This is a genomic window from Micromonospora sp. DT227 (genome assembly GCF_049841835.1).
Classification (GTDB): domain Bacteria; phylum Actinomycetota; class Actinomycetes; order Mycobacteriales; family Micromonosporaceae; genus Micromonospora.
In genome coordinates this window covers 409,488-431,370 of record NZ_JBNCLA010000005.1, presented here as the reverse complement: position 1 = coordinate 431,370, position 21,883 = coordinate 409,488, and the positions used below count along the sequence as shown (strand labels likewise).

At 75.9% G+C, this 21,883-nt stretch carries 22 protein-coding genes; 15 read left to right on the top strand and 7 right to left on the bottom strand.

What is annotated here, in order from left to right:
- Nucleotides 1-9: 9 nt before the first annotated feature.
- Nucleotides 10-561, bottom strand: a complete 552-nt coding sequence (locus tag ACLQ2W_RS20145; RefSeq protein WP_425787744.1) for an SAV_6107 family HEPN domain-containing protein — start codon at nucleotides 559-561, stop codon at nucleotides 10-12.
- A gap of 563 nt (nucleotides 562-1,124) precedes the next feature.
- On the opposite strand from ACLQ2W_RS20145, the gene ACLQ2W_RS20140 reads away from it, so the two are divergent.
- Genes ACLQ2W_RS20140 through ACLQ2W_RS20095 form a run of 10 tightly spaced genes read left to right on the top strand, consistent with a single transcriptional unit; the run spans nucleotide 1,125 to nucleotide 10,067 of the window.
- Entirely contained in the window at nucleotides 1,125-2,522 is a 1,398-nt protein-coding gene (locus ACLQ2W_RS20140; RefSeq protein ID WP_425787743.1) for a ferredoxin reductase family protein, read from the top strand.
- A gap of 20 nt (nucleotides 2,523-2,542) precedes the next feature.
- Nucleotides 2,543-3,082, top strand: a complete 540-nt coding sequence (locus ACLQ2W_RS20135) for an FMN-binding protein (RefSeq protein ID WP_425787742.1) — start codon at nucleotides 2,543-2,545, stop codon at nucleotides 3,080-3,082.
- A complete protein-coding gene (locus ACLQ2W_RS20130) occupies nucleotides 3,079-3,894 on the top strand; it encodes an FAD:protein FMN transferase (protein WP_425787741.1) in 816 nt (271 codons plus the stop codon). The genes ACLQ2W_RS20135 and ACLQ2W_RS20130 overlap by 4 nt, the downstream gene beginning before the upstream one ends.
- Before the next feature lie 4 nt (nucleotides 3,895-3,898).
- The gene (locus ACLQ2W_RS20125) at nucleotides 3,899-4,804 is read left to right on the top strand and encodes a TetR/AcrR family transcriptional regulator (RefSeq protein WP_425787740.1); all 906 of its coding nucleotides are present in this window, start codon (nucleotides 3,899-3,901) and stop codon (nucleotides 4,802-4,804) included.
- Between the two features lie 59 nt (nucleotides 4,805-4,863).
- Nucleotides 4,864-5,358 carry a YbaK/EbsC family protein gene (locus tag ACLQ2W_RS20120; RefSeq protein ID WP_425787739.1) on the top strand — a complete coding sequence of 165 codons (495 nt, stop codon included), beginning with the start codon at nucleotides 4,864-4,866 and terminating at the stop codon, nucleotides 5,356-5,358.
- Complete coding sequence (locus tag ACLQ2W_RS20115) at nucleotides 5,355-6,086, top strand: monooxygenase (protein WP_281936635.1); 732 nt, start codon at nucleotides 5,355-5,357, stop codon at nucleotides 6,084-6,086. Before ACLQ2W_RS20120 ends, ACLQ2W_RS20115 begins: the two co-directional genes overlap by 4 nt.
- Nucleotides 6,083-6,640: a GNAT family N-acetyltransferase gene (locus tag ACLQ2W_RS20110; RefSeq protein ID WP_425787738.1), complete on the top strand. Its 558-nt coding sequence runs from the start codon at nucleotides 6,083-6,085 to the stop codon at nucleotides 6,638-6,640. The genes ACLQ2W_RS20115 and ACLQ2W_RS20110 overlap by 4 nt, the downstream gene beginning before the upstream one ends.
- Nucleotides 6,637-7,443, top strand: a complete 807-nt coding sequence (locus tag ACLQ2W_RS20105) for a carotenoid biosynthesis protein (RefSeq protein WP_425787737.1) — start codon at nucleotides 6,637-6,639, stop codon at nucleotides 7,441-7,443. Before ACLQ2W_RS20110 ends, ACLQ2W_RS20105 begins: the two co-directional genes overlap by 4 nt.
- Nucleotides 7,440-8,567, top strand: a complete 1,128-nt coding sequence (locus tag ACLQ2W_RS20100) for a glycosyltransferase (RefSeq protein ID WP_425787736.1) — start codon at nucleotides 7,440-7,442, stop codon at nucleotides 8,565-8,567. Before ACLQ2W_RS20105 ends, ACLQ2W_RS20100 begins: the two co-directional genes overlap by 4 nt.
- Nucleotides 8,568-8,579: 12 nt before the next feature.
- Nucleotides 8,580-10,067: a phytoene desaturase family protein gene (locus ACLQ2W_RS20095; RefSeq protein WP_425787735.1), complete on the top strand. Its 1,488-nt coding sequence runs from the start codon at nucleotides 8,580-8,582 to the stop codon at nucleotides 10,065-10,067.
- Nucleotides 10,068-10,131: 64 nt separating this feature from the next.
- On the opposite strand, the gene ACLQ2W_RS20090 is transcribed toward ACLQ2W_RS20095, so the two are convergent.
- Nucleotides 10,132-10,821, bottom strand: a complete 690-nt coding sequence (locus ACLQ2W_RS20090; protein WP_425787734.1) for a CDP-alcohol phosphatidyltransferase family protein — start codon at nucleotides 10,819-10,821, stop codon at nucleotides 10,132-10,134.
- A 49-nt stretch (nucleotides 10,822-10,870) separates the two neighbouring features.
- Nucleotides 10,871-11,788, bottom strand: a complete 918-nt coding sequence (gene metF, locus ACLQ2W_RS20085) for a methylenetetrahydrofolate reductase [NAD(P)H] (protein WP_281936646.1) — start codon at nucleotides 11,786-11,788, stop codon at nucleotides 10,871-10,873.
- Between the two features lie 223 nt (nucleotides 11,789-12,011).
- On the opposite strand from metF, the gene ACLQ2W_RS20080 reads away from it, so the two are divergent.
- Together ACLQ2W_RS20080 and ACLQ2W_RS20075 are read left to right on the top strand one after the other, a co-directional pair.
- Nucleotides 12,012-12,824 carry a helix-turn-helix domain-containing protein gene (locus ACLQ2W_RS20080; protein ID WP_425787733.1) on the top strand — a complete coding sequence of 271 codons (813 nt, stop codon included), beginning with the start codon at nucleotides 12,012-12,014 and terminating at the stop codon, nucleotides 12,822-12,824.
- 9 nt (nucleotides 12,825-12,833) lie between these two features.
- Complete coding sequence (locus ACLQ2W_RS20075) at nucleotides 12,834-13,916, top strand: polyprenyl synthetase family protein (protein ID WP_425787732.1); 1,083 nt, start codon at nucleotides 12,834-12,836, stop codon at nucleotides 13,914-13,916.
- A gap of 150 nt (nucleotides 13,917-14,066) precedes the next feature.
- Here ACLQ2W_RS20075 and ACLQ2W_RS20070 read toward each other — a convergent pair whose 3' ends face one another.
- On the bottom strand, nucleotides 14,067-14,447 hold the full coding sequence (locus ACLQ2W_RS20070; protein WP_343445907.1) for an Rv2175c family DNA-binding protein: 381 nt from the start codon (nucleotides 14,445-14,447) through the stop codon (nucleotides 14,067-14,069).
- Between the two features lie 143 nt (nucleotides 14,448-14,590).
- On the opposite strand from ACLQ2W_RS20070, the gene pknB reads away from it, so the two are divergent.
- Nucleotides 14,591-16,576 carry a Stk1 family PASTA domain-containing Ser/Thr kinase gene (gene pknB, locus ACLQ2W_RS20065; RefSeq protein WP_425787731.1) on the top strand — a complete coding sequence of 662 codons (1,986 nt, stop codon included), beginning with the start codon at nucleotides 14,591-14,593 and terminating at the stop codon, nucleotides 16,574-16,576.
- Nucleotides 16,573-17,451 (top strand): deoxyribonuclease IV, encoded by an 879-nt coding sequence (locus ACLQ2W_RS20060; RefSeq protein ID WP_425787730.1) that lies wholly within the window; start codon nucleotides 16,573-16,575, stop codon nucleotides 17,449-17,451. The genes pknB and ACLQ2W_RS20060 overlap by 4 nt, the downstream gene beginning before the upstream one ends.
- Nucleotides 17,452-17,592: 141 nt before the next feature.
- Here ACLQ2W_RS20060 and ACLQ2W_RS20055 read toward each other — a convergent pair whose 3' ends face one another.
- The 3 genes from ACLQ2W_RS20055 to ACLQ2W_RS20045 form a co-directional block, all read right to left on the bottom strand.
- Complete coding sequence (locus tag ACLQ2W_RS20055; protein WP_425787729.1) at nucleotides 17,593-18,612, bottom strand: threonine aldolase family protein; 1,020 nt, start codon at nucleotides 18,610-18,612, stop codon at nucleotides 17,593-17,595.
- 59 nt (nucleotides 18,613-18,671) lie between these two features.
- Complete coding sequence (locus ACLQ2W_RS20050) at nucleotides 18,672-20,078, bottom strand: class II 3-deoxy-7-phosphoheptulonate synthase (RefSeq protein WP_281936657.1); 1,407 nt, start codon at nucleotides 20,076-20,078, stop codon at nucleotides 18,672-18,674.
- Nucleotides 20,079-20,169: 91 nt separating this feature from the next.
- On the bottom strand, nucleotides 20,170-20,664 hold the full coding sequence (locus ACLQ2W_RS20045) for a hypothetical protein (RefSeq protein ID WP_425787728.1): 495 nt from the start codon (nucleotides 20,662-20,664) through the stop codon (nucleotides 20,170-20,172).
- 219 nt (nucleotides 20,665-20,883) lie between these two features.
- On the opposite strand from ACLQ2W_RS20045, the gene ACLQ2W_RS20040 reads away from it, so the two are divergent.
- Nucleotides 20,884-21,861: a helix-turn-helix domain-containing protein gene (locus tag ACLQ2W_RS20040; protein ID WP_425787727.1), complete on the top strand. Its 978-nt coding sequence runs from the start codon at nucleotides 20,884-20,886 to the stop codon at nucleotides 21,859-21,861.
- Nucleotides 21,862-21,883: the final 22 nt, after the last annotated feature.

Here is a 21,883-nt window from a genome sequence, read left to right as displayed (position 1 = left end):
GCCACGACTTCAGGCGGCGGCCGCCCCGGCTCGCGGCGCGGCAGCCGACCCGGGGCGCGGCGCGGCGGCCGACCCGGGGCGCGGCGCGGTGTCGGAGCCGCCGAGGTGCAGGGGCCGGGGCAGGCCGTCGAGTGCCGGCTGGTGCGGTCGGCCGAGTGCGGTCTCCACCACGGTCACGAACTGTTCGGCGGCCCGGAGCAGGTCGTCGGCCTCCCGGGCGGTGACCACCCGGGGGATGCCGGCCTCGGCGGCGGCTCGCTTGCCGGCGCCGGCGGCGAAGTAGGCGGCCCACTCGTCCAGCTCGGGGGCGACGGTGGCGAGCAGCACCCAGACGCTGGTGATCCGGTTGCGTCGGGCGGGCGCGGGCCGGGCCCGGGCGGCCAGCACGGCGGCGGCGGCGCGCAGCGCCGCGAGATGGGCGGCGGCGTACCGGAGACCGTCGGGGCGGGTGCGGGCGGCCTCGGCCAACCCCTCGCGGGCCACCGCGAGCAACTGGGCGGGGGTGCGGTGCGGCAGCACGTGCGCGGGCACCGTGGGCGCCTGGGCCGGACTGGTCGGCATGGGTCTCTCCTCCGCGTGTGGCCGGGGCGGGCGGTCGCGCGACGGGGGAACCGTCGCCCGGTCGCCCGGAGCGGTCGGTGCGGAGGAAGACGCACCTCAGGTGGCGGCCGGCCGGATGTGGACGCTTCCCCACACCCACACCCGGCCGACGTGCCGGCGGGTCCGTCGCCCGCCGCCCGGGGGTCGTGGGCGGCGGGCGACGACCTGCCTGACGGGCTCGGACTCGCGACTGTCCGAAGCCCGGTGCGGCCCGCGGAGCCGCACCTTGTCCGGAAGTCGGCGCCGCGAAACACCGCTTCCGGAGCTGGGGAACGGGTGGGCGACCCGAGCGCGTGCGGAGGGGTCAACCGCGACCCGCGTCAAACGCGATCCAATCGAACACTCGTTCTAACTACCCTGACAGTACACCTCCCCACCGACGAAAACGCAACGTGTGACGTGCCGGGACACGCCGGGTGGGCGGCCGGATTCCCAGCCGGCGCACAGCCGCGGCAAAGGCGGCCCGGAACTCGTCGGACCAGGGTTACCCCCATGAACGTCAGCCGTACCGAAAAGCTCCTCCGGTGACCGCCGCCGTGGCCGACCGGCGCACGGTGCGCCGCACCCCGCCGGCCGCCCCCGCCTGGTGGGCCGACGTCGTCGGCGGTCTCGCGGCGCTCAGCCTGCTGGTCGTCACCGCCCTCTGGACCGCCGACCGTGGCGTGCAGGAGCTGTGGGCCGGCACGGCCACCGGGCTCACCTCGCTCGGCCGGCTCACCGGCCTGGTCAGCGCCGACCTGATGCTGATCCAGGTGGTGCTGATGGCCCGGGTGCCCCTGCTGGAGCGTCGCTTCGGCCAGGACCGGATCGCCCGTTGGCACCGGCTCGCCGGTTTCACCTCGTTCCACCTGCTCCTGGCGCACGTGCTGCTGACCGTCCTCGGGTACGCCGGCACCGCCCGCCAGGGGGTGCTCGCCGAGGCCTGGGACCTGGTCGTCACGTACCCGGGGATGCTGTTGGCCACCGCGGCGCTGGCGCTGCTGGTGCTGGTGGTGGTCACCTCGGTCCGCGCGGCCCGACGGCGGCTGCGCTACGAGTCCTGGCACCTGCTGCACCTCTACGCCTACCTGGGCGTCGCGCTGGCGTTGCCGCACCAGCTCTGGACCGGCGCCGACTTCGTCGCCTCGCCGCTCGCCCGCGCCTACTGGTGGACGGTCTACCTGCTGGCGCTGGCCAGCGTGCTGATCTGGCGGCTCGGCCTGCCGGCCTGGCGCTCGCTGCGGCACCGGATCGAGGTGGCCGCGGTGGTGCCCGAGGCACCCGGGGTCACCTCGGTCTGGCTACGCGGGCGGGACCTGCACCGGCTGCCGGTCCGGGCCGGGCAGTTCCTGCTCTGGCGGTTCCTGGACGGGCCGGGCTGGTCCCGGGCCCACCCGTACTCGCTGTCCGCGCCGCCGCGCGGCGACCTGATGCGGATCACGGTCAAGGACCTGGGCGACGGCAGCGCCCGGGTGGCCGCCCTGCGCCCCGGCACCCGGGTGCTGATCGAGGGGCCGTACGGGCGGCTCACCGGGCAGCACTGGCGGGGCGGCGGGATCACCATGCTGGCCTGCGGCGTCGGCCTCACCCCGCTGCTGGCGTTGCTCTGGGAGCTGCCGTACGCGCCGGGGCAGGCGGTGCTCGCCTACCGCGCGCGTACCGGGGAGGACCTGGCCTTCTCCGCCGAGCTGGACCGGCTCGTCGCGGAGCGCGGGCTGGTGGTGCACCACCTGGTCGGCCCCCGGGCGGCGCGGCCGTCCTGGCTGCCGGCGTACGCCGAGGGGCTCGCCGAGGCCGAGGCGTTGCGCCGGCTCTCCCCCGACGTGGCCGGACACGACGTCTTCCTCTGCGGCCCGGACGGCTGGGTCGACGCCGTCCGCGCCGCGACCCGCGCGGCCGGAGTGCCCGACGCGCACGTCCATCACGAACGTTTCGCCTGGTGACAGGCGCGAAGGGAGGATCCGTGCGACGGATCACCATCTGGCTGCTGTCCACCGTGGCCGCGTTGGTGCTGCTGTTCAGCTACCGGACCAGCACCATGGGCGCCGGGGAAAGCGGCGCGGTCGCGGCCAGGACCGACCCGGGCGGCGGCTCGTGGAGCGGCACGGACGGCGGCACCGGCACCGACCCGTCCGCCGGCGGCGCCACCACCGACGGCGGCACCGGCACCGGCGACAGCGGCAGCGGCAGCGGCAGCGGCACCGGCACTGGCACCGGCGGCGACAGCGGCACGGCCACCGGGTCGGTGGCGCAGACCCGGTGGGGACCGGTGCAGGTGAAGATCACCGTCTCCGGCGGGAAGATCACCGACGTCACCGCCGTGCAGGTGCCCGACGGCAACCGGCGGGACCAGGAGATCAACGACTACGCGGTGCCGATCCTGCGGCAGGAGGCGCTCGCGGCGCAGAGCGCCCGGATCGACAGCGTCTCCGGAGCCACCGTCACCAGCGACGGCTACCGGGAATCACTCCAGTCCGCCATCGACGCGGCGCACCTCGGATGAGCGACCGGCGGGCCTGGGTGGCCCAGGTGATGGGGCTGCCGGTGAGCGTGCACCTGCGCGGCCCGCGGGTGCGTACCGGGGTGGTCGAGGAGCGGGTGGCCCGGCTCTTCGCCGAGCTGCGCGCGGTCGACGCGGTGTTCAGCACGTACCGGCCGGACAGCGTGCTGGGCCGCCTGCGCGGTGCGCCGCCCGGCCCGGCGGCCACCGCCGACCCGCTGGTGCGCGAGGTGGCCGGGCTCTGCGAGACGGCCCGCGTGCGGACCGGCGGCTGGTTCGACGCCCGCCGCCTGCCGCTGCCGCGGGGCGGCACCGGCTACGACCCGTCCGGCCTGGTCAAGGGCTGGGCGGTGGAACGGGCCGCCCGGCACCTGACCGACCTGGCCGACCACGACCTGTGCCTGAACGCCGGCGGGGACGTGCTGCTGCGGGCCGGGCCGGGCCGGCCGGCCTGGCGGATCGGGATCGAGGACCCCGACCGTCCGGACCTGGTGCTCGACGTGGTCGAGCGGGCCGCCGGCGCGGTCGCCACCTCCGGCACCGCGCGGCGCGGCGCGCACATCACCGACCCGCGCGCCGGGCGGCCGGCCGAGGCGGTCCGGTCGGTCACCGTGGTCGGTCCCGAACTGCTCTGGGCCGACGTGTACGCGACCGCGGCCGTCGCCCGCGGCACGGACGCGCTGGACTGGCTGGCCACCCTGGACGGGTACGCGGCCCTGCTGGTGGACGCCGCCGGCCGGGTCCGGGCCACCCCGGGCTGGCCCGGCTCCCGAGCCGTATCTTCTCCGCTGACGGACGGATGCCGGGGAGGATGAACTCGTGGGGACCGGTGAGGTCGACAAGAAGCGGCTGTTCGAGTTGCTCTGGGGCACCCCCGTCGGGCCCCGGCGCGGGCCGCGTCCCACGCTCTCACCCGCCGTCGTGGCCCGCGCCGGCATCGCCGTCGCCGACGCGGACGGGCTCGACGGGCTGACCATGCAGCGGGTCGCCGAGTCGCTGGCGGTGACCAAGATGGCGCTCTACCGCTACGTGCCGGGCCGGGCCGAGTTGGTCGCCCTGATGCTGGACGCGGCGCTGGGCGAGCCGCCCCCGGCCCCGGCCGTCGACCCGGCCGCACCCGACGTCACGGCGCCGGGGGCGCTGGGTGAGCCGACGCCGGTCCCGACGGCCGACCCGGCCGCGCCCGGTGTTCCGGCGCCGGCCGGGGCGGGCTGGCGCGGGCAGCTCGACGACTGGACCCGGCGGCTGGTCGAGCGGTTCCGCCGGCATCCCTGGGCGCAGGCGGCAGCCGTCGGCGCGCGGCTGCCCGGCCCGAACGAGCTGGCCTGGGTGGAACGCGTCGTCGCCGCGCTCGCCGGCACCGGGCTCACCGCGTCCGAGCGGCTCGACGTGGCCACGCTGCTGGTCGGGCACGCCCGCAACCTGGCCGGCCTCCCGCCCGGGTCCGGCCGGGAGGCGGCGTTCGGCGCGCTGGTGCACGGCCGCGAGGACCGCTTCCCGGCCCTCGCCGCCGCCCTGTCCGCCCCCGCCCCCCGCGATTCCCCCACCACCACCCCCGACCCCACCCTGGACTTCGGCCTAGCCCGCATCCTCGACGGCATCCAGACCCTGCTCCACACCCGCACCCCGCACCCGCACCCGCACTCCCACTCCCACCCCCACCCACCGGTCGATCATGAGGTTGACGGTCCGACACGCCGAGGGGCGACACCGCCAACCTCATGATCAACACACCCGGGTCCGGGTGGGGACCGGGTGGGGATCGGGTGGGGGAGAATCGGGGCATGCAGTCACAGGCACATCCGAACGTGCGGGCGGTGCAGCGGGCGCTCGACGACGCGGGAGCACGGGACGGGTCCGGCCGGGGCAGCGCCGTCCGGCTGCTGCCCGAGGCGGTGCACACCGCCGCCGCGGCGGCCGCGGCGCTCGGCGTCGCCGTCGGCGCCATCGCCAACTCGCTGGTCTTCGACGCGGACGGCAAGCCGCTGCTGGTGCTCACCTCCGGCGCGCACCGGGTGGACACCGCCGGGCTGGCCGCCACGCTGGGCGTGACCCACCTGCGCCGGGCCACCCCCGACTTCGTCAGGCGGCACACCGGGCAGGTGATCGGCGGGGTCGCCCCGGTCGGCCACCCCGGGCCGCTGCGCACCCTGGTCGACACCGCCCTCGAGGGGTACCCGGAGCTGTGGGCGGCCGGCGGCGTGCCGCAGGCGGTGTTCCCCACCACGTACGCGGAACTGCTGCGGATCACCGGCGGCGACCCGGCCGGGGTGGCGTGAACCCCGACCTGGTCACGCTGCACGTGTGGCGCGTCCCCCGGCGGGCCGTGCCCGGGGCGCTGGCCCGGATGGCGACCCACCCGGCGCGGCTGCGCCGGCTGTCCGGTGTCCGCTTCGCCAAGCTGCTCGGCACCGGGACCGGCACCGGCTTCGGGCCGGGCGACGCCGACCTGACCCGGTGGGCCGCGCTGGTGGTCTGGGACTCCCCGGCCGACGCGACCCGCTTCGACACCTCCCCGGTCGCCCGTTCCTGGGCCCGGATCGCCGACGCCGCCGTCCGGGTGGACCTGCGCCCGCTGACCAGCCGGGGCCGGTGGTCCGGCCGGGAGCCGTTCGGCGCCCCGGCCGGCGGGCGGGTCACCGGGCCGGTGCTGGCGCTGACCCGGGCCCGACTGCGGGCCCGTCGGGCGGCCACGTTCTGGCGGGCCATCCCGCCGGTCGCCGGTGAGCTGCACGCCGCTCCGGGGCTGCTCGCCCGGTTCGGCGTCGGCGAGGCGCCGCTGGGCTGGCAGGGCACGGTGAGCGTGTGGCGTGATCCGGCGGACCTCGTCGCGTTCGCGTACCGTTCCCCCGAGCACCGCGCCGCGATCACCCGTACCCCCACCGAGGGCTGGTACGCGGAGGAACTGTTCGCGCGGTTCGCGGTGGGCGACGTCCGCGGCGACCGTACGGTGCTCGGCTGGGTCGCCGCCGAGGGCGACCCCGACTCCGCGAGAGGGAACGCATGAGGCTGGTGCGGTGGACGCCGGACGACCTGGTCCGGCGGCTGGACGACGTGGTCGCCGTCTACGGCGAGGCGATGGGCTACCGCGCCGACCTGCTGGAGGCCCGGCGCGGCTACATCGCCACCCACGTCCGCCGACCCGGGTTCCGGGCCGTCGCCAGCCTGACCACCGAGGGGCACCTGGCCGGCTTCGGGTACGGCTACCTCGGCGCCACCGGCCAGTGGTGGCACGACCAGGTGTACCGGGCGTTGAACGCGCAGGCCCGGCAACGCTGGCTGGCCCGCCCGTTCGAGGTGGTCGAGCTGCACGTCCGCCCGCCCGCGCAGGGGCACGGTGTGGGCGCCCGTCAGCTCCGCGCGCTGCTCACCATGGCCGAGGGCGACACCACGCTGCTCTCCACCCCGGAGGCGGACGAGCAGGCGTCGCGGGCGTGGCGGCTCTACCGCCGGTTCGGCTTCGTCGACGTGCTGCGGCACTTCCACTTCCCCGGCGACGAGCGGCCGTTCGGCGTGCTCGGCCGGGACCTGCCGCTGCCCGCCCCCGAGCCGGGGACATGAGCCGCGCCCGGGTGCCCTGGGCGCTGCTGGCCGTGCTGGTCCTCGCCCAGATCTGCTACCCGCTCACCGGCGGCACGACCCGCGCCGGGCTGACCGTGGCCACCGTGGTGCTCGGCTGGCTGCTCTCCGTCGGCCACGCGCTGCTCACCCGGGGCACCCGGGTCGCCGCCGCGCTGGTCGCGCTCGTCACCGGCGGCGGGTTCGCGGTCGAGGCGCTCGGCGTGGCCACCGGGTTCCCGTTCGGCAGCTACGACTACTCCGGCGAGCTGGGCCCGAAGCTGGCCGGCGTACCGCTGATCATCCCGCTGGCCTGGACCTGGATGGCCTGGCCGGCGTGGCTCACCGCGGTCCGGCTCACCCGTTCCCGCGCCGCCCGGGTCGCGCTCGCGGCGGTGGGGCTCGCCGCGTGGGACCTGTTCCTCGACCCGCAGATGGTGGCCGAGGGCTACTGGACCTGGCTCGACGCCACCCCGGCGCTGCCCGGCCTGCCCGGCATCCCGGTCAGCAACTATCTCGGCTGGCTGGGCTTCGCGGTGCTGCTCGCCGCCGCGCTGCCCCCGCTCGCCGGGCCGTCCGTCGACCGGGTGGACCGCCGGGACGGCCCGATGTTCGCGCTCTACCTCTGGACGTACGCCTCCAGCGTGCTGGCGCACGCGGTCTTCCTCCGGCTGCCCGCGTCCGCGCTGTGGGGCGCGGCCGGCATGGCGGTGGCCGCGGTGCCGCTGGCGGTGGTGCTGTGGCGGGCCCGACGCGACCGCGCCGCCGCCCCGGATCCCGCGCCCCGGGTCGACGCGCCGGCATGACCGCCGCGCTCGCGCTGGTGGTGGCGGTCGCCGCGCTCACCGGGCACACGCTCGTCAACGCCGTCGCCTGGCTGCGCCGCCCGACCGGCGGCCCGGCCGAGGTGACCGAGCCGGTGGCGGTGCTGCTGCCGCTGCGCGACGAGGCCGCCCGGGTCACCCCGTGCCTGCGCGCGCTGCTCGCCCAGCGCGGCGTGCCCGGGCTGCGGATCGTGGTGCTCGACGACGGGTCCACCGACGGCACCGCCGACGTGGTCCGCGCGGTGGCCGGCGCCGACAGTCGGGTCACGCTGCTCACCGGCGTCGCGCCGCCGCCCGGCTGGCTGGGCAAGCCGCACGCCTGCTGGCAGCTCGCCACCCGCGCCGACCCGGCGCCGACCGTGCTGGCGTTCGTCGACGCCGACGTGGTGCTCACCCCGTACGCGGTCGCGGCGGCGGTGACCGGGTTGCGCGCGGCCGACGCGACGCTGCTGTCGCCGTACCCCCGGATCGTGGTGCGGACGGCGGCCGACCGACTGGTGCAGCCGTTGTTGCAGTGGTTGTGGCTGACGTTCCTGCCGCTGCGCGCGATGGAACGCTCGCGGCGGCCCTCGCTGGCCGCCGCGGGCGGGCAGTTCCTGGTCGTGGACCGGGCCGGCTACCTGCGGGCCGGCGGGCACGCGGCGGTGGCCGACAAGGTGCTGGAGGACATCGAGCTGGCCCGGGCGGTGAAGCGGTCCGGCGGCCGGATCGCGCTGGCCGACGGCTCCCGGCTGGCCTCCTGCCGGATGTACGACGACTGGCCGCAGCTACGCGACGGCTACACCAAGTCGCTCTGGGCCTCGTTCGGGCATCCGGCCGGCGCGGCCGTCGTGCTGGCCCTGCTGCTCCTGCTCTACACCGCGCCGCCGCTGCTGGCCGTGGCCGCGCTGGTGGCCGGCGCGCCGGCGGTGGCCGGGGTGGCGTTCGGCGCCTACCTGGCCGGCGTCGCGGGACGCGTGGTCAGCGCCCGGGCCACCGGCGGCCGGGCCTGGCCCGACGCGCTGGCGCACCCCGTGTCGGTCGTGGTCCTGGGTTGGCTGACCGTCCGGTCGTACCATCTGCGGAAGCGACGCCGGCTCACCTGGCGGGGTCGCCCGGTCACCTAGGAGGGGCACCCCATGGCGCGCATCGTGGTCATCGGCGCCGGCGTGGGCGGGCTCGCCACCGCCGCCCGGCTCGCGGTCACCGGGCACGAGGTCACCGTCCTGGAACGGGCCGGCACGGTCGGCGGCAAACTCGGCCGCTACACGCACCACACCCCGGAGGGGGCGTGGCGCTTCGACACCGGGCCGAGCCTGGTCACCCTGCCGCAGGTCTTCGCCGACCTGTTCGAGGCCACCGGCGCGAAGCTCGACGAGTACCTCGACCTGGTCCCGCTGGACCCGATCGTGCGGCACGTCTTCCCCGGCGGCGGTCCCGCGCTGGACTCGTGCGCCGACCCGGACGAGTTCGCCGCGCGGATCGGCGCCGTGTTCGGCGACCGGTCCGCCGCCGACTGGCGGCGGCTGTGGCGCCGGGCCGAGCGGGTCTGGGCGGCCTCGCACCGGGACATCCTGCGCCGCACCGTGGACTCGCCGCGCGACCTGGCCGCGCTGGCCTGGCGGCTGGGTGACCTCGCCGCCATCGGTCCCGGCCGCACGCTGCGCGGGTTGGGCCGCAGCTACCTGTCCGACCGACGGCTGCGGATGCTGCTGGACCGGTACGCCACCTACACCGGCGCCGACCCGCGCCGCGCGCCGGCCGCGCTGGTCGCCGTGCCCTACGCCGAGCTGGCCTTCGGCGGCTGGTACCTGCGCGGCGGGCTGGGCACGCTCGCCGACGCGCTGCTGTCGCGCTGCCTGGACCTGGGCGTGCGGATCCGCACCGGCGCGGCGGTCACCGGCATCGACGCGGCCGGCGGCCGGGTGCACGGGGTACGCGTCGCCGGGTCGGCCGCGCCGGTCCCCGCCGACGTGGTGGTGGCCAACACCGACGCGCTCACCGTCTACCGGGACCTGCTGCCCGACCCGCGCCGGCTGGCCGCGCTCACCGACCGCAGCCTGGCCGGTTTCGTGCTGCTGCTCGGCGTGCGCGGCGACTCCGGGCTGGCCCACCACAACGTCTTCTTCCCGCGCGACTACGACGCCGAGTTCGACGCCGTGTTCGGCGCCCCCGGTCGCGGCGTACGGGCCCGCCCGGCGCCCGACCCGACCGTGTTCGTCACCGCCGCCGACGACCCGGCGGTCCGGCCGGACGGCCACGAGGCGTGGTTCGTGCTGGTCAACGCACCCCGGCACGGCACCGCCCCGGACGCGGTGGACTGGCGGCGGCCGGGACTGGCCGAGGCGTACGCCGACCGGGTCCTGGACGTGCTGGCCGAACGCGGCGTGGACGTCCGGGACCGGCTGGTGTTCTCGGAGATCCGCACCCCGGCCGACCTGGACGCGGCCACCGGCGCGCCGGGCGGGGCGATCTACGGCACCGCGGGCGGGCTGCTGCGCCCGGCCAACCGGGGCCCGGCCGCCGGCCTGTGGCTGGTCGGCGGCTCCACCCACCCCGGCGGCGGCCTCCCCATGGTGACCCTCTCGGCCGAGATAGTCGCCACCGCCATCGGCCCCGCCTGGTAAGGAGGGGGCCCCGCTTAACGTTTTCGGTAGAGGCGGGGCCCCCGCTTAACACCTCGGCGGGCGGTCAGCCGGCGTCGACGAGGGCGCGGCGGACCGCGGCGAGCAACTGCCCGAGCCCGAAGCCGGCGAGCAGCACCCACACCGTGGTGGCCATGGTGATGGTGCCGGCGGTCAGGTCGGCGTCGATCAGCCCGGTGAGCCCGGCGACCAGCAGCCCGACCAGGGCCACGGAGACCCGGGTGGGCCGCTCCCCCACGGTGACCGCGCCGATCTCCCGCATCCCGGCCGAGACGGACCGGGCTCGCACGTACTCGTGCAGCCAGGACAGGCCGCCGGCCGCCGCGACCAACGCGCCGGGCGCACCGAGCAGCCAGAACGCGACCAGCCAGGCCACCTCGCCGAGCCGGTCGGCGACCGAGTCGTAGACGTAGCCCAGCCGGGTGGTGCGGCCGGTGGCCACCGCCACCGCGCCGTCGACACTGTCCGCCACGGCGGCCAGCAGCACGAACAACGCGCCCAGGAACGGCCCGTCGCCGGCCCGCCCCACCAACAGGGGTACGCAGAAGCAGAGCAGCACCCCGAACACGGTCACCGCGGTCGGGCCGACGCGCAGCCGGCCCAGCACGAAGCCCACGTGATAGGCGAAGCGCAGCCAGGCGCGCACCACCGGCGCGGCGCTACGGGGATCGAACCCACCGTGCAGCCGCGCCCACGCGGTCGCGTACTGGTCCCAGTTCAGCTGTGTGCCCACCACGGATCAACCGTAGAAGGGTGGCCCGGGTGTCGTGTGTGGCGGGTGGTCGTCACACCCGAGCGTCGGCCCGCAGCCGCTGCCACACCTCGCGGGTCGCGGTGGACCGGTTGAGCGTGATGAAGTGGATCCCCGGCACGCCCTCGTCCAGGAGCTTCCCGCACATCTCCCCGGCCTGCTCGACGCCGAGCCGGCGGACCGCCTCGGGGTCGTCGGCCACCCGCTCGAACCGCTCGGCCAGCGCCGGCGGGAACGGCGCGCCGGAGAGCTGCACCGAACGCGCGATGGTGCCGATCTGGGTCACCGGCATCACCCCGGCGAGGATCGGCGTGTCGCAGCCGGCGGCGGCGACCCGGTCGCGCAGCCGCAGGTAGTCGTCGGCGTCGAAGAACATCTGGGTGATGGCGAACTCGGCCCCGGCCCGGCACTTGCGGACGAAGTGCGCGGTGTCGCTGTCCACGTCCGGCGAGCGCGGGTGCTTGTACGGGAAGGCGGCCACGCCGACGCTGAAGTCACCGCTGTCGCGGACCACGCGGACCAGGTCCTCGGCGTACCGGACGCCCTCGGGGTGCGCGATCCACTCGCCACCCGGGTCGCCCGGCGGGTCGCCCCGCACGGCGAGCACGTTGCGCACCCCGACCGACGCCAGCCGACCGATCACGTGGCGCAGCTCGGCGGTCGAGTGGTTGACGGCGGTGAGGTGCGCCATCGGCAGCAGCGTGGTCTCGGTGGCGATCCGTTCGGTCACCGCGACCGTGGTGTCCCGGGTCGAGCCGCCGGCGCCGTAGGTGATCGAGACGAACGAGGGACGCAGCGACTCCAGCTCGCGGATCGCCTGCCAGAGCAGCTTCTCCCCGGCGTCGGTCTTCGGTGGGAAGAACTCGAACGAGAAGGTCGGTTGGCCGTCACGGATCAGCTCCCCGATGGCCGGCTGGGGGTTGGGGAGGACCGAGGGTAGACCGAGCGCCACGGACCGACTGTAGCCGGACCGGACCGCTGTGCCGAGAACCTTCCCAGTCCACGAACGGGTCGATACCGGAACGTCGCACCCCCGGAGTAGGAACGACGGCAGCGCGGTGGGGCGGCGGGTGGCCGGCCCGGGGGCCCGCGCGGGGGTCGCCCCGACGGCGACGCGCCGGTGCGGCACGGCCGGGCGTCCGCGTCGCCACCGCGCCGTCGCCCCGGAGGTCCCGATGTCCCCGTCCCCGCCGTCCGGCCCCCGCCAGCTCGGGCCGCTCCTGGCCGAGTTGCGGGCCGCCCGCGGCTGGAGCCAGCAGCGGATCGCCGCCGAGCTGTGCGCCGCCGCCGGCGTGCCCACGCTGACCCGGCACGAGGTGTCCCGGTGGGAGCGCCAGCTCCGGCTCCCCGGCGACTTCTGGTCCGTCTGGCTGGCCCGGGTCCTCGGCGTCCCCGGCGAGCTGATCACCGAGGCCGCGGCCCGCAGCCGCCGGCTCCGCCGCGGGCCGGCCGGTCACCGGCCCGGACCGGCCGCCGGCTCCACCGGTGCGACCGACACCGCCGTTCACCGGCCCGAGCCCGCCGCCGGACCCACCGGACCCGCCGGACCCGCCAGACCCACCGGACCCACCAGACCCACCGGACCCGCTGGTGCGACCGAGGTGACCGGTCGGCCCGACCCGACTCGGACCGGCAACCCGGCCGCCGGGCCGCCGCCCGAACCCGCCAGTGCGACCGGTGCGACCGACACCGCCGATCGGTCCGAACCGGCCCCGACCGGCAACCCGGCCGCCGGTCCACCGCCCGGACCCGCCGATACGCCCGATAAGCCCGATACCGCCCGTCGGCCCGCGCGGGGCCGTGGCGGCACCCGGGCCGCCGGTCGCCCGGGTCGGCACTCCGGCGCCCGCCGGGGTCGCCCGCGTCCACCCGCCCGTACCGGCCGGCCCCCGCAGCCGGCCGGGCCGGGGTCGGGGCGGGCACGGGCCGTCCCGCGCCGGACGGCGCGCCGGGGCGGCGACGAGGCGGGTCCGGCGGGAACCGACTAGCGTCGTGGCGTGACCCACGCTGCTCCCGTCTCCCCCGTCGACCGCGCCGGCCTGCGCCAGCGGATCGACAAGGCGCTCACCGAGTTCCTCGCCGGCCAGCGCGCCTGGCTGACCACCGTCGACGACGGTCTGCTGCCGGTCGCCGAGGCGATCGAGGCATTTGTGCTGGGTGGCGGGAAGCGGCTGCGCCCGGCGTTCGGCTACTGGGGCTTCCGGGGGGCCGGCGGAGTCGACTCCGACCAGGTCGTCGCCACCCTGGCCGCGCTGGAGTTCGTCCAGGCCAGCGCGCTGATCCACGACGACCTGATGGACCGGTCGGACACCCGGCGGGGGGAGCCGGCGGTGCACCGGCGGTTCGCCGCCCGGCACCGCGCGGCGGGCTGGGGCGGCGACGCCGACTCCTTCGGTGACGCCGCCGCGATCCTGCTGGGCGACCTCTGCCTGGTCTGGTCCGACGAGTTGCTGCACTCCGCCGGCCTGCCGCCGGCGACGGTGGCGCGGGCCCGGCCGGTCTTCGACGAGATGCGCACCGAGGTGACCGTCGGGCAGTACCTGGACGTGCTGACCCAGGCCACCGGCGACACCTCGCTGGAGCGGGCCGGCAAGGTGGCCCGGTACAAATCGGCGAAGTACACCGTCGAGCGTCCGCTGCTGCTGGGCGCCGCGCTGGCCAACGCCCCGGCCGAGGTGCACGCGGCCTATTCGGCGTACGGGTTGCCGCTGGGTGAGGCGTTCCAGCTCCGCGACGACGTGCTGGGGGTGTTCGGCGACCCGGAGCGCACCGGCAAGCCGGCCGGCGACGACCTGCGCGAGGGCAAGCGGACGTACCTGGTGGCGGCCGCGTTGGAGGCGCTCGACCCGGCCGGCCGGGAGCTGCTGCTGGCCGGGCTCGGCGACCCGGGTCTGGACGCCGCCGGGGTGACCAGGCTCCGCGAGCTGATCACCACGAGCGGCGCGCTGGAGCGCACCGAGCGCCGGATCGCCACGCTGACCGAGAGCGCGCTGGCCGCGCTGACCGCCGTCGACCTGGACACCGAGGCCCGCCAGGCCCTGGTCGACCTGGCCATCGCCGCCACCCGCCGCACCGACTGACCCCCGCCCCGCCCTCTCCCTCACCCCCACCCAAGATCCGCGCAGATTCACGGAAAGCGTGGCTGTCGAGCGCGAAATGGGCACGCTTTCCGTGAATCTGCGGGGCCGGTGGGGTGGGGGTGAGGGAGGGGTGAACGGGGGTGGGTGGGGTTAGAAGGCGACGGCTTGGGCTCGGCGCTTGACCTCGCGGGCCAGGTCGCCGGAGAGGGCGGCGGCGGGCGTGCCGGGGAGGGACGGGTCCTCCCGGTAGAGCCAGCGCAGCGCCTCCTCGTCGTCGTACCCGGCGTCGGCGAGCAGGTTGAGCACGCCGGGCAGGTGCTTGAGCACGATGTGGTTGGCCACCAGGTCGGCCGGGATCCGGCGGACGCCGTCGCGGCGTACCGCGAGCAGTTCCCGGTCCCGGATCATCTGGTGCACCTTGCTGATCGACAGGTCGAGGCGCTCGGCCACGTCCGGCAGCGTCAGCCAGCCGGCCGGGTCGGTCGGTCCGGGCAGGTCGGCACCGGTCTCGGCGGGTACGGAATCGGTCACCAGAACACCCTGCCACGTGCCCGTCGGACCCGGCGCACGGCACCCCCGGACCGGCCCGTGCCGTGTGGCGGTCCACCCGCGTCGCACCCCGGCGGTAGCATCCTGTTCATCCTTCACCCTCCCGACACATAGACTGCCTGCCGATGGACACACAGGTCGCCGACACGTTGCTGGGCTCGCTGATCGACGGGCGCTACCGCATTCGCGGTCGCGTGGCTCGTGGCGGCATGGCGACCGTGTACACCGCCACCGACGAGCGCCTGGAGCGCACCGTGGCGGTCAAGATCATTCATCCCACCCAGGCGCCACAGGCGCGGGCCCGGATGGCCGGCTTCGTCGAGCGCTTCACCGACGAGGCGAAGACCATCGCCCGGCTCACCCACCCGAACGTGGTCGCGGTCTACGACCAGGGCATCCACGCCGGCCTGCCGTACCTGGTCATGGAGTACGTCCGTGGCCGCACGCTGCGCGACGTGCTCGCCGAGCGGCGGCGGCTCCGCCCGGACGAGGCGCTCGCCATCGCCGAGCAGATGCTCGCCGCGATCGCCGCCGCGCACCGGGCCGGTCTCGTGCACCGCGACGTCAAGCCGGAGAACGTCCTGGTCGCCGAGGCGCCCACCGGCGCCGGCGGCAACCTCGTCGACAGCGTGGTCAAGGTGGCGGACTTCGGGCTGGCGCGGGCCGTCGAGGCCAGCGCCGAGGAGGACAACGGCAACCAGCTCATGGCGACCGTGGCCTACGTGGCCCCGGAGCTGGTCACCCAGGGGCACGCCGATCCGCGCACCGACGTCTACTCGGCCGGCATCGTGCTGTTCGAGATGCTCACCGGCCGGGTGCCCTACGACGGCGACCGCCCGGTGGAGGTCGCCTGGCAGCACGTCGACCGGGACGTGCCGGCGCCGTCGACCCTGGTCCCGGCGCTGCCGCCGGTCCTCGACGCGCTCGTCGCCCGGGCCACCCGACGGGACCCGGCGGCCCGCCCGACCGACGCCGGTGCGCTGCTGACCGAGGTGCGGTCCGCCCGCGAGGAGCTGGGCGACCCGCACGCGCACACCGCGGTGCTGCGCCAGCTCAGCGACGACACGGCCGCGTTGAGCCAGCCGACCCAGGTGGTGGCCGCCGTCCGCCCGGCCGAGCGGCCGGCCTGGGCCCGGCTGCCGGAGGGGGGCGGCGCACAGCAGCCGCACCGGCGGCGCGCCGACGAGCCGGCGGGGCCCGGTGAGCGGCTGGCCGCCCTGCGTACCCGGATCATGGGCTCGCCGCGCGGTCGGCTGGCGGTCGCCGCGGTGGTCGTGGTGCTCGGCCTGGTGGCCGCGGGGGGCGGCTGGTGGTTCGGGGTGGGCCGGTACACGGTCGCGCCGCAACTGGTGAGCCTGACCAAGGCCGAGGCGGAGGCGCAGGCCCAGCGCGGCGGCTTCACGCTGCGCTACGCCGACGCCCGCTACGACGAGAAGGTGCCCAAGGACACCGTGCTCGGGCAGGCGCCGGGCTCGGCCGCCCGGATCGTCAAGGGCGGCACCATCACGCTGACGCTGTCCCTGGGGCCGGAGCGACTGCCGGTGCCGGACGTGGTGGGCAAGGACTTCGAACTCGCCCAGACCGAGCTGACCGACGCGAAGCTGGCACCGGCCAAGGGCGCCTCCCGCTACGACGACGCGTTGCCGGCCGGGGTGGTGCTGGCCACCGACCCCAAGGTGGGCACCGTGGTCAAGCCCGGGTCGAAGGTGACGCTGATCCTCAGCAAGGGCCGCGCCCCGGTGACCGTGCCCAACCTGGTCGGCAAGAACATCAACGAGGCCCGGGGCATCCTCGCGAAGCTCGGGCTGACGGCGGAGGAGAACTACAAGGACTCCGACAAGCCGAAGGACGAGATCCTCGGCCAGAGTCCGGCCGACGGCACCGGCGTGGAGAAGGGCGCGAAGGTCAAGCTGGAGATCAGCAAGGGTCCGCCCCAGGTGGCCGTCCCCCGCGTCGTCGACATGCCCTGCCAGCAGGCCAAGCAGACGCTGGAGAGCCAGGGCTTCCCGGTCAACGTCCAGCTCAACCCGAACGGCATCGCCCGGTTGCAGAACCCGGCCGAGAACACGCCGGTGCCACCGGGCACCACGGTCACGGTGACCTGCCTGTGAGCCCGGCGGAGGCGGCCGGCGGGCGCCGGCGGGTGGGCTCGCACACGCCCACCTCGGGTGGGCTGGCGCGGGCGGCGCTGCCGTACGCCGAGGCCACCGCGTCCGAGGTGGTGCAGGTCTACGTCTCCAACTCGCGGGGCTGGGCGCTGCCGGCGGGCGACCCGGCGCAGGACGCGTTGTTCCGCGACGGCTGCGGCGAGCGTGGCCTGCCGGTGTTCATCCACGCCTCGCTGCTGGTCAACCTCGGCTCCCCCACCCCGGCGACGGTCGCCCGGTCGGCCGAGACGCTGGCCCACGCGCTGGGCCGGGGCCGAGCCATCGGCGCCGAGGGCGTGGTGTTCCACGCGGGCAGCTCGGTCGACGCCGGGCACGCGGAGGCGGCGCTGCGGCAGGTCCGGGAGTCGCTGCTCCCGTTGCTGGACGAGACCGCGGCCGTCGGCGGGCCGATGCTGCTGGTCGAGCCGAGCGCCGGGGGCGGCCGGTCGCTGGCCTCCCGGGTCGAGCACCTCGGCCCCTACCTGGACGCGGTCGACCGGCATCCGATGCTCGGGGTCTGCTTCGACACCTGTCACGCCTGGGCCGCCGGGCACGATCTGGCCGCCGAGGGCGGCATGACCGCCACGCTGGACACGCTGGTCGCCACCGTGGGCTCCGACCGGCTGCGGCTGGTGCACGCCAACGACTCGAAGGACCTGTGCGGCTCCACCCGGGACCGGCACGAGAACATCGGCAAGGGCAGCATCGGCGAGCCGGCGTTCGCCGAGCTGATGCGCCATCCGGCGACCGCCGGCGTGCCGGTGCTGGTGGAGACACCTACGGAGAAGCACGTCGGCCACGCCGCCGACATCGCCACCCTCAGGCGCCTGCACCCCTGACCGGAACGAAAACACCCGCCGCCCGCCAGGCCGGCCACAAGGTTGATCAAGGAGTTCGCGTCCCGATCAGCGCCGGAACCGACCCGAACTCCTTGATCACCGAGGAGGCGCGGAGCGCCGGCCAGGCGCGCCGGACGACCGTCAGGCGCGCAGGGCGACGGTCAGGATCTCGGCGGCGCGGTCGACCTGGGCGTCGGTGACGTCCAGGTGGGTGACCAGCCGGGCGGTACGCGGGCCGAGCACCGAGATCAACAGGCCCTCCGCCCGGGCGGCGGCCGCGAGGGCGTGCGCGTCGAGCGGATGCTTGGTGAGGTCCAGCGGCACGAGGTTGGTCCGCACCCCGGCCGCGAGCACACCGTGCGGGGCGACCGCCTCGGCCAGCCGGGCGGCCTTGGCGTGATCGTCGGCGAGTCGCTCGACGTGGTGCGCCAGCGCGTACCGGCCGGCGGCGGCCAGGATGCCGACCTGCCGCATGCCGCCGCCCATCCGCTTGCGCAGGAACCGGGCCCGGGCGATCTTCTCGGCGCTGCCCACCACCAGCGAGCCGACCGGCGCGCCCAGCCCCTTGGAGAGACACACCGACAGCGTGTCGAACAGCACGCCGTACTCGGCCAGCGGCACCCCGTCGGCCACGTGCGCGTGCCAGATCCGGGCGCCGTCGCAGTGCAGCGCCACCCCGTGCTCGTCGGCAACCTCGCGCATCCGGCGCAGCGTCGACAGCGGGATCACCCCGCCGCCGCCCCGGTTGTGGGTCTGCTCCACCGCGATCGCCCGGGTCGGCACCGCGAAGTAGCCGTCCGGCCGGATCATCCCGACGACCACGTCGGGGTCCAGCTCCGCGCCGACCGCCGGCCAGGTCCGGGTGGAGATTCCGGCGTACGCGGCGGCGGCGCCGACCTCGTACGTGACCACGTGCGCGTCGGCGTCGCAGAGCAGCTCGTCACCGGGAGGGACGAGAAGCTGGAGCGCGAGCTGGTTGGCCATCGAGCCGCTCGGGGCGAACAGTGCCGCCTCGTGCCCGAACCGGGCGGCCACCTCGGCCTCGAGCGCGGTGACGGTCGGGTCCTCGCCGTAGACGTCGTCGCCCACCTCGGCGCTGGCCATCGCCTCCCGCATCGCCGGCGTCGGCCGGGTCACGGTGTCCGTCCGAAGATCGATCACACTATCCACGGTATTCCCTTCGGCTGCCGACTGCGGGGCTCGCAAGCTCACTCCTCGCGTCAGCCACGGAGCATCTCCGCCACCAGGAACGCCAGCTCCAGCGACTGCTGGGTGTTCAGGCGCGGGTCGCAGGCGGTCTCGTACCGGTCGGGCAGGTCGAGGTCCTCGATGCCCTGGGCGCCGCCCAGGCACTCGGTGACGTCCTCACCGGTCAGCTCGACGTGCAGGCCGCCCGGGTGGGTCTCCAGACCGCGGTGCACCTCGAAGTAGCCGAGCACCTCGTCGACGATCCGGTCGAAGTGCCGCGTCTTGTAGCCGTTGGAGGACTCGTGCGTGTTGCCGTGCATCGGGTCGCACTGCCAGACCACCTTCGCGCCGGTCGCGGTGACCTTGGCGACGATCGGCGGCAGGGCGTCCCGGACCCGGTGGTTGCCCATCCGGCTGATCAGCGTGAGCCGGCCGGGGACATTGTCCGGGTTGAGCTTCTCGCACAGCTCGATCGCCTCGTCCGGCGTGGTGGTGGGGCCGAGCTTGACGCCGATCGGGTTGGCGATCCGGGAGATGAAGTCGATGTGCGCCCCGTCGATCTGCCGGGTCCGCTCGCCGATCCAGAGGAAGTGCCCGGACAGGCCGTACGCCCGGCGGTCGGAGATCCGGGTGAGGGCCCGGTCGTACTCCAGCGCGAGCGCCTCGTGGGAGCAGTAGAGCGTGACCGTGCGCAGGGCCTCCTCGTCGGTCATCCCGCAGGCCCGGATGAACGCGATGGCACGGTCGATCTCCCGGGCGATCGCCTCGTAGCGCTCACCGGCCGGGGACTGCCGGACGAAGTCCTTGTTCCAGTCGTGCACCGCGTGCAGGTCGGCGAGCCCGCCGGCCAGGTAGGCCCGCATCATGTTCATCGCGGCGGCCGAGTTCGCGTACGCCCGGATCATGCGCTGCGGATCGGCGACCCGCGCCTCCGGCGTGGCCTCCAGCGAGTTGATCATGTCGCCTCGGTAGGCGGGCAGGCCGCGCGCGTCGGTGGGCAGCGACCGGGGCTTGGTGTACTGCCCGGCGACCCGGGCCACCTTGATCACCGGCAGCGACGCGCCGTAGGTGAGCACGATCGCCATCTGGAGCAGGGTGCGGGCGTTGGCCAGCAGGTGGCTCTCGGTGTTGTCGGCGAACGTCTCCGCGCAGTCGCCGCCCTGGAGCAGGAACGCCTTGCCCTCGCAGACCAGGGCCAGTCGCCGCCGCAGCTGGTCGACCTCGTAGGGCGCGACCACGGACGGCACCGTGTCGAGCACGGTGCAGACCTCGGCGACCTGCGCGGGATCGTTCCACGGCGGGGTCTGCGCGCGCGGCAACTCCCGCCAGCGGTCGAGGCCGAGGGCCACGTCCTCGGCGGAGTCGGCGGTCGGGCGGCTGGTCTGCAGACCAGTGCTGCCCACGGCGGGGTGACTCAGCTGATGCCACTCATGGCGCATGAAGGGAAGCGTACGGCGACCGTCCGGGACGCTCCACCCCGAGGGGGACGGTTCCGGTGCGTGGGAGATCCACGCCGGCCGGCGCCTCGGGTCAGGGCGTGCCGGCCGGCTGGGCGGAGTTGCCGCCCTGGGCCTCGCCGGCGATGCACCAGTCCGCGCCGGTGCGGGTGACCGTGAACAGCAGCGCACGGGTGGCCGTCTCGGAGCCGGCGGCGACCGTGATCGAGGCGCTCACCTCCTGGCCACGCGGCCCGGTCCGGACGTCGGTGATGGTGGCCCGCGACACCGTGAAATGGTCGGCGAAGTCGCCGTTGGGCCCGGTGGCGGCCGTGTCGAAGGCGGCCTGGAGCGGGGCGCAGAGCTGGCTGCGGCCGGCGGCGACGTCGCGGGCGGCCAGCGCCTCGAGGTACGCCTGCACCCGCTCCCGGCTCTTGGTGGCCGCCTCCTGCGCCGGCGCCTGCTGGGTCGCGGACGCGGAGCCGTCGGCGCTCCCGGCGCTCTTGTCGTCGCCGCAGGCGGTCAGCGCGACCGGCAGGAGCGCGAGCGCGACGGCGGCGGTCACCACCCTCCGGTGCTGCTGACCCATCGATCCTCCCATCGGCGCCGGGGCACCGTGACGTGCCCGGCCGGCGAGTGTGTCACACCGACCCGCGCCGGTCGCCGGCCTCCCCCATCCTCGCCTCGATCACCCCGTTCGGCCAGGCGGCGCGCCTGCCGGCCGCGACCCGGCCGGACGGTCACTAGTCTCGGGTGGCGCGGCGGGCCCCCGGACCGCGCTTCCCGGAGGTGACGAACCATCCTCACCGTGACATCGGTCGACACCGCGTGGCTGCCCCCGGCCGACCGGTTCGACTTCTGGCAGGACCTCGTCGCGCGGCAGTCGACGACGGCCACGATCCGGAGCGCGTACACGGACGACTTCACCGCCTCGGCCCGCGTGCTCGATCTCGGCACGCTCCGCCTCGGCGTGTGGCGTTACCCGCCCCTGGAGCTCATCCGCTCCGCGCGCATGATCGACAGCGGCGATCCGGAGCTGTACCACCTCGCCCTGCCGTTGTCCGGGCGCGGGGTGGTGACCCAGCAGCGTCGCGAGGCGCCGCTCGACCCGTCGGCGTTCACCCTCGTCGACACCGTCCGACCACACGGCTCCCGGTTGCGGGCGGACGGCGCGACGCCGTCGGCGGCGGTGGAGACGTTGACCGTCCTGGTGCCGCACCGGGCGTTGCCGGTGGCCCCGCACCGGCTGGCGGAGCTGTTCGCCGCCGGGATCCCGGCGCGCACCGGGATGGGCGCGCTGCTCGCCGCGTTCCTGCGGCGGATCGTCGCGCACCCGGAGCAGTACGCGACGGCCGACGTCCCGCACCTCGACCGGATCGCGCTGGACCTGATCGCCGGCGCCCTGGCCGGGCGGCTCGACGTCACGCGGGAGCTGCCGGTCGACACCCGCATCACCGGGCTCCGGGTGCGGGTGGCGGCGTTCGTCCGGCGGCACCTGACCGATCCGGGGCTCTCCCCGGCCGCCGTCGCGGCGGCGCACCACCTGTCGTTGCGGTCGCTGCACCGGCTCTTCGAGGGCACCGGTACGACGGTCGGCGGCCTGATCCGCGCCGGCCGGCTGGAGCGGGCGGCCCGGGACCTGACCGACCCGGCGCTGCGGCGGCTGACCGTCGCGCAGATCGGCGCCCGGTGCGGGTTCACGCACCCGGCGCACTTCAGCCGCGCGTTCCGGAGCGCCTACGGGTGGTCCCCGGGCGAGCACCGGCAACGGGCCGCCCGGGGTTGACCACGCGGGCGGGGAGGGGCTG